Source organism: Arthrobacter sp. JCM 19049 (assembly GCF_001310435.1).
In genome coordinates, this window is sequence record NZ_BAXF01000090.1 from 1 (window position 1) to 7,037 (window position 7,037).

The window sequence follows — 7,037 nt, forward strand, 5'->3', positions numbered from 1 at the left end:
CGAGTGGTTGCGGTCCTCGGGTTCGTGGTCGCAGGTTTCCACGGCGAAGGGCCCGTGTGGGTTGCCTCGAAGCAGCTGTCCACCAGCGCTCCGAAGCCTCCTGCCAAGCCAACTCCGCAGGCTCCCAAGGTCATTGGACAGCGCTGGTTCGTTGACCCCACCGCCGTTCGCAAGAGTGCTTCCACGACGGCCGGCTCGCTGGGAACAGTTCCTGCTGGCCAGAAGGTGGACCTGCTGCAGAGCAAGGGCAGCTGGAGCCAGGTGAAAACCTCAAAGGGAACCGGTTGGGTGCCCACCTCATCACTCATCACCACCGCCTACACCCCGGTCGGTGGACAATACCGGTGGACCACCACGAACCTGAACCTGCGGTCGGGGGCCGGCACGATGTACAAGTCGGTCGGTGTGCTGCCAACCGGGGAACGCCTGACGGTCAAGGGGACCTCCGCCGGGTGGAGCCGGGTCCAAACCAGCAAGGGAATCGGCTGGGTCAGCAGCAGCTATCTCTCCACCAAGCCCCGGCGGCCACTGCGCCCACGCAGCAGCCGGCCCGCCCAAACCGCAAGCACCCCGCCCCGAAGCCATCCAGTATCGATGGACCACCGCCAACCTGAACCTGCGCACCGGGGTTGGAACCAGCTACCCGAGCAAGGCAGTCGTTCCCCAGGCCGAAAAGGTCACCTACCTGAAGGCGGACTCCGGGTGGGCTTACATCTCCAGCACCAAGGCACCGGCTGGGTCAGTGAACGCTACCTGAGCACCTCCGGCCCGGCGACGGTGCAGCCCGACACCCGTGCCGTCATGAAAGCCGTCCAACAGCGGTTCGCTGGCTACTACACCTCCATGGGAACCCTGCGCTCCGGATCCGTGGGGCACAGCAGCGGCCGCGCGGTGGACATCATGATCCGCAACTACAAGGACCCGCAGTCCATCGCCGCCGGTAACCGAATCGCGCAGTTCTTGCTGGACAACCGCATGGAGCTGGGCGTGGAGTACCTGATCTGGCGGGACAAGATCTGGCTGCCGACCACCGGGTGGACCGAGTACTCCAAGTCCGGAAAATACGGGACCCAGTTCACCGGCAATTGGAATGACACCACCTTGCACAATGACCACGTGCACGTGGAAACCTATGGCAACGCCGCGACCGGCGGCAAGCTGGACGACAGCGCGGTGCGCTGACCCGCTGCCGTGCGTGTCGCCCGGCAGACAAGGCCGTGCCCTTGGGGAGATGATGGTGGCAAGGCAGTTCAACGTCCAGCATCCAAGGAGGACACCGTAGTGGCGAAGGAAAGCGGCACGCCGCAGGAATCGACGCTGATTGCACAGAGCGTGCAGGACTATGTCGAGCGCAACCCTGTTAAGTCGGGCAAGTATTCGGCAAAAAGGATCTTCGCCGGTCAGACGGTGCAGATTACCGAGATCGCATTCGACGCCGGGGTGGAGCTGCCCGATCACAAGGCCCGGACCCCAATCCTGGTGCAGGTCATTAACGGGGAAGTCGACTTCACAGTGGGTGGAGAAGTCCACCGCCTGGGGGTCGGCGGCGTGATCCACCTGGAGGAGATGGTTCCCCACGCCGTCTTCGCTCCCGAACCGGCACGCATCACGGTCACCTTCCTCAACCGCTAAACGTCCTCACCCGGACGAGGGACGCCGCCGAAGTCAACGAGTGCCGTAATCCGCCCGGGAATGCGAAGATGAAGCAATGAGCGAATATACCGAACGTGTCGCCTCGGAGCTGATTCAACCCATCATCCTGCTGGTCGACAAGGAAGACCCGGCCGGCGAGGACGAAGCCATTGCCGCCGTCGCACTGGCTTCGATCGCCGCTTTCCTGCAGGATCCGGTGAACCCAGCCTGGCAGCCCTGGGCGCATGGGGCTTTCGGCAAGTCGGTGCGACGGGCGAACCCCAAGCGTTCGCCAAGGTGCGGCAGGAGTTCCCCGAGCACGCCCTCATTGAAATTGGCGGTGCACAGGCCGCCGGGCTTGCCCCGGTTCCGGCCGATGACATGCCCAAGATCCTGGCTAAGCTGCAGGTCTCCGGCACACAGCTGCCGCAATCCGGCGGGGTGCTGGGCGGGCAAGTGGTGATCGTCCTGGACGCCTCCCTGGAGATGTCCACCGGCAAGGCCAGCGCCCAGGCCGCCCACGCCCTGTTTGCCTGGCTGCTGGAAGCCGACGAGGACATCGTGCAGCAATGGATCGCCGACGGCGCCACCCTGGGGGTGCGGCAGCTGAGCCGTGATGACTTCACCGCCAGCATGGAGCTTGCCCACGGCCCGGTGATTCATGACGCCGGACGCACCGAAATCGAACCGGGCTCGGCCACGGCCTACGTGCTGCTGGCCGGATAGCGTTAGGGCGGTAGCGCCCCACGGGGCAACGTTGGCTCTGGTTCCTTGCCGTCAGTTGTGCCAAGGTTGCACTAAGCGGCAGCGAGCGAAGGGACGCAGCAGATGGAGCACCCAGTCAACGGCGACTTGCCTCGGGGCGTAATTACGACCGGGGTCGATCAGCTGGCCGAGACCAATCCTTTTAAGCCGGGAAGAATTTCCCCGCACACCCATTACAAGGCCGATAACTTCCGGGTGACCGAGCTGGCCTTTGACGACCAGGTGGTCCTCAGTCAGCATTCCTCGCCGCACCCGGTGATCATCCAGGTGGCCTCCGGAAGCGTTGAGCTGGAGATCGGTGGAACGGTGCATCGGTTGGCCGCCGGGGCGATGATGCATTTGGAGGCGTCCCTGGAGCATTCGGTCACCGCCCTGGAGCAGGCGCGGCTGTTGTTGATCTTCCTGTACCACTAGCTGCGGGGCACACCGGAACCTTCACGGTTCGCCGTGGGGAATCCATTGTCACGAACCCAAGGTCAGGTGTATCAAATTTGAATGTTTGACCCCTCAAACATTACTCTGGGGGTGTGGCACGCAGAGGTGCCGCATTCTGCACACTGAGAATGGAGTCGGGGTCCGCTGATGCACCTACCCGAAAGCTGGAAACGGCGGCACGCCGTGACCCGCCCAGCAGCGCTCGCACTGGTCCTGGCCTTGCTGCTGGCAGGCTGCGCGGCGCCAGCCAGCACGGGTCCCAGCGCCGAACCCGCCGCCGATTCACGCCCCACCGTGCTCACGACGTTTACCGTGCTGGCCGATATCGCACACAACGTTGCCGGTGAGCATCTGCGCGTCGAATCGATCACCAAGTTCGGGGCGGAGATCCACGGCTATGAGCTACCCCCGATGACCTGCGCCGCGCAGCCGGGGCGGATCTGATCCTGGACAACGGGCTGGGGCTCGAGGCCTGGTTTGAGCAGTTCGTTGCGGACGTCGATGCGCCGCACGTGAACGTCAGCCAGGGCATCGAACCGATTGCCATCGCGCACGGGGATGCCAGCGGCCTACCCAATCCCCATGCCTGGATGAGCCCGGTCAACGTGCAAACCTATGTGCAGAACATGGCAGAGGCGTTTGCGGCATTGGATCCGCCGCACGCCGCCGACTACCGGCAGAACGCGGCCGACTACCAGCGGGAACTGCAGCAGGTGCACGATCAGCTGCTGGCCGACGTGGCCCACCTGCCCAAGACCAAGCGGGCGCTGGTCAGCTGCGAAGGCGCGTTCTCCTACCTGGCCCGCGATGCCGGGCTGCATGAACAGTACCTGTGGGCGGTGAACTCCGAATCCCAGGCCACCCCCGCAAGGTGGCCTCCACCATCGACTATGTGCGTGAGCACCAGGTGCCTGCGGTCTTTTGCGAATCCACGGTCTCCGATGCCGCGATGCAGCGGGTCGTTGAGTCCACCGACGCCGTCTACGGGGGAGCGCTCTATGTGGATTCGCTCTCCGAACCCGACGGTCCGGTACCCACTTACCTGGATCTGATCACCCACGACACCCGGGCGATCGCCCGGGCCCTGAATGGAAACGGAAAATGACACCAGCAATCGACGTGCGTGACGCCACTGTGCACTACGGGCCGGTGCTGGCCCTGGACTCGGCCAGCCTGCAGGTTCACCCCGGCAGCGTGTGTGCGCTGATCGGCATGAACGGCTCGGGCAAGTCCACCTTGTTCAAGACGATCATGGGCCTGATTCGCCCAGACACCGGCACCGTGCGGATCAACGGAATGGATCCGCAATTGGCGCGCAAGCGGGCCGCCATCGGGTATGTGCCGCAGAACGAGGCGGTGGACTGGGACTTTCCAATCTCCGTGCGTGAAGTGGTGATGACCGGACGCTACGGGCGGATGGGTTTCCTGCGCCGACCCAGCAAGGCCGATCACCGGGCCGTTGACACTGCCCTGGAACGCGTGGGCCTGGCCACGCACGCGGATCGGCAAATCGGCCAGCTCTCCGGGGGTCAAAAGAAACGCACCTTCGTGGCCCGCTGCATCGCCCAGGAGGCGACCATCATGCTGCTGGACGAGCCGTTCGCCGGGGTGGACAAGCGCAGTGAGGGGACCATCACCGAACTGCTGCGTGAGATCGCCGCGGAGGGCGGCAGTGTGCTGATCTCCACCCATGACCTGCATGCCCTGCCGAACCTGGCCGATGAAGCCGTGTTGCTGATGACCCGGGTTTGATGCACGGCAGCCCGCAGAGCGTGCTGCAACCCGAGAACCTGGCGCTGGCCTTTGGCCTGGACCCGATGAACCGAGGCGGAAAATGAATCTGATCGAACTGCTCTCCGAGCCGCTGGCTACACCTTCATGCTGCGCGCCCTGGCCGTGACCGTGATCGCCGCGGTGCTGTGTGCGGTGCTCTCCTGCTGGCTGGTGCTGATCGGCTGGTCACTGATGGGGGATGCGGTCTCCCATGCGGTGCTGCCCGGGGTGGTGATCGCCTACATCCTTGGGGCGCCGTTCGCGCTAGGGGCGGTGGTGTTCGGGCTGCTGGCGGTGGCGCTGATCGGGGGACTGCGCGACACCAGCCGGGTGAAGGAGGACGCGGCAATCGGGATCGTGTTCACCACCCTGTTTGCGTTCGGGCTGGTGCTGATCTCCGTGACTCCCAGCCACCTGGATTTGAACCACATCCTGTTCGGCAACCTGCTGGGTGTATCCCGGGCAGACCTGTGGCAGGTGCTGGCCCTGGGGACGGTCACCTTCGCGGTGCTGATCACCAAGCGCAAAGACTTCACGCTCTATGCCTTTGACCCCATCCACGCCCATGCGCTGGGCATGAACCCCAGGATCCTGGGAGCGGTTCTGCTTGGCCTGCTGGCCATGACCTCGGTGGTCGCGCTGCAGGCGGTGGGGGTGATCCTGGTGGTGGCCATGCTGATCATTCCCGGCGCCACCGCGTACCTGCTGACCGACCGCTTTGGACGGATGCTGGTGATCGCACCGGTGCTGGCCGCCTCAGCCGGGGTGGTGGGCGTGTACGCCAGCTACTACTTGGACGCCTCGACCGGCGGCATGGTGGTACTGGCCCAGGGCCTGATCTTCCTGGGGGTCTACCTCTTCAGCCCGAGGCAGGGGATGGTCGCCAAATCCGTGCGTGCGGCCCGGCGACGCAAGGCACTAACGGCCCGCGCCTAAGCCGCGGAGACCCACACGGCGCCGGAGGCCCGGCTGCCCAGGACCACGGTCTTGGCCTCGGGTCCGGCGCTGACCTCGATAGTGTCCGAGAACGGATCCCCACCGGTGACGTGCAGCCGGGCGCAACCACAATGCCGTGGTCGGAGAAGTACTGCAGCAGCTGCGAATCCGCATCCGAGATCCGTTCAACCACCACGTCGCTGCCCGGGGCGGTTTCCCCCAAGGGGTGGGCGTTGGGCATGTCGATTAGTCCGTCGGCGCTGGGAATCGGGTCCCCGTGCGGGTCCCGGGTCGGGTGGCCCAACAGCTCGTCGATCCGGCTGATCATGAAATCCGAGACCGCGTGCTCCAGGTGTTCGGCCTCCGCATGGACCTGGTCCCAGCGGTACCCGAGCATTTGCACCAGGAACGTCTCAATCAGCCGGTGGCGGCGGACCATGGCCACCGCGTAGGCGCGCCCGGTCTCGGTGAGACTGACTTCTCCGTAGGGGGCGTGATCCAGCAGGTCCTGCTGACGCAGCTTGCCCAAAGCCCCGGAGACAGTGGAAAGCTTCACCCCGGCCCGCTCGGCAATCACCGTGGGCGTGACCGGCTCATCAGACCACTCCTTGAGACTGAAAATGATCTTCAGGTAGTTCTGCGCGCTATCCGAAAGCTGGGTGACTGACACGTCTTACATCATAGTCAATGCTGATTGGTGCCAGCTTGGTGGACAGGCCCAGGCGTGGCCGCACCGACGCCTTCCCATCGGCCACGCAGGGCGCTGACCTATTCTGGACACCATGGATCCATGCCAGCCCCAAGAAGGCCTTCTGCGTCGCATCGCCCCGGAGGCGAGCCTGCTGCTGGGGGCGGGGCGGGCCGTCTTGCTGCAGCTGGCCGAACCGCGCATCGGCACCGCAGTGGTGCGCTACTCGAACTTTGTCGCCGACCCGCTCTCCCGGCTGCACAACACCCTTGCCTACGTCTACGCACTGGGTGCCGGCAGTGAACGGCAGCGCGAGCGCGTGGTGAACTTCGTGGACGCCGCCCACCGGCCGGTGCACGCTCCGCGCGATCCGCTGCACGGGACCCCGGCCTACTCCGCCCGTGACCCCCGGCTACAGGTGTGGGTGGCGGCAACCCTCTACGATTCGGCGACCCTCGCCGCCCGGCTGACGCTGCCGGCCCTGGAAGCGAACGATGAGGAGGCGTTGTACCGCGAGTACGCGGTGCTGGGAAGCGCGCTGCAGATGCCCGACGGTTTCTGGCCGGCGGACCGCGCGGAATTTGAACGCTACTTCCAGCAGATGCTGGAGCAGCTGCAGGTCACCGAGGAGGTGCGCCAGGCAGCAGATGAGCTGTTCACCGGGCGCCACGCCCCTGGTGGATTCGGGCGGTGCTGCCGCTGGTGCGGGATGTGACCATTGCCCAGCTGCCGCCGCGGGTGCGCGAACTCTACGGTACCGGCTCACCCCCACGGTGCGTCGGCGCTACGGCGCGGTGGTTCGGGTGCT

General features: G+C 65.3%; 5 protein-coding genes and 4 pseudogenes. 8 read left to right on the forward strand and 1 reads right to left on the reverse strand.

The features are described from left to right. From JCM19049_RS06375 to JCM19049_RS06410, 7 genes and pseudogenes are all read left to right on the forward strand, one after another. On the forward strand, positions 1–1,182 hold a 1,182-nt coding region (locus tag JCM19049_RS06375; RefSeq protein ID WP_279402598.1), incomplete at its 5' end, for an SH3 domain-containing protein. 99 nt (positions 1,183–1,281) lie between these two features. Further along, positions 1,282–1,632, forward strand: coding sequence for a cupin domain-containing protein (locus tag JCM19049_RS06380; protein WP_054821163.1), 351 nt, complete (start codon positions 1,282–1,284; stop codon positions 1,630–1,632). A 297-nt stretch (positions 1,633–1,929) separates the two neighbouring features. Continuing rightward, positions 1,930–2,358 carry an aminoacyl-tRNA hydrolase gene (locus JCM19049_RS06390; protein ID WP_054821165.1) on the forward strand — a complete coding sequence of 143 codons (429 nt, stop codon included), beginning with the start codon at positions 1,930–1,932 and terminating at the stop codon, positions 2,356–2,358. Between the two features lie 102 nt (positions 2,359–2,460). Next, the gene (locus tag JCM19049_RS06395; RefSeq protein WP_054821166.1) at positions 2,461–2,811 is read left to right on the forward strand and encodes a cupin domain-containing protein; all 351 of its coding nucleotides are present in this window, start codon (positions 2,461–2,463) and stop codon (positions 2,809–2,811) included. 168 nt (positions 2,812–2,979) lie between these two features. Then, a pseudogene (locus JCM19049_RS06400) lies at positions 2,980–3,937 on the forward strand (metal ABC transporter substrate-binding protein). Then, a pseudogene (locus JCM19049_RS06405) lies at positions 3,934–4,670 on the forward strand (metal ABC transporter ATP-binding protein). The pseudogenes JCM19049_RS06400 and JCM19049_RS06405 overlap by 4 nt, the downstream one beginning before the upstream one ends. After that, positions 4,667–5,541, forward strand: a pseudogene (locus JCM19049_RS06410) (metal ABC transporter permease). The pseudogenes JCM19049_RS06405 and JCM19049_RS06410 overlap by 4 nt, the downstream one beginning before the upstream one ends. Here JCM19049_RS06410 and JCM19049_RS19020 read toward each other — a convergent pair. Continuing rightward, entirely contained in the window at positions 5,465–6,211 is a 747-nt protein-coding gene (locus JCM19049_RS19020; RefSeq protein WP_306420719.1) for a metal-dependent transcriptional regulator, read from the reverse strand. The pseudogene JCM19049_RS06410 and the gene JCM19049_RS19020 overlap by 77 nt on opposite strands. A gap of 112 nt (positions 6,212–6,323) precedes the next feature. Here JCM19049_RS19020 and JCM19049_RS06420 point away from each other — a divergent pair. After that, positions 6,324–7,037, forward strand: a pseudogene (locus JCM19049_RS06420) (oxygenase MpaB family protein); the annotation flags it as partial.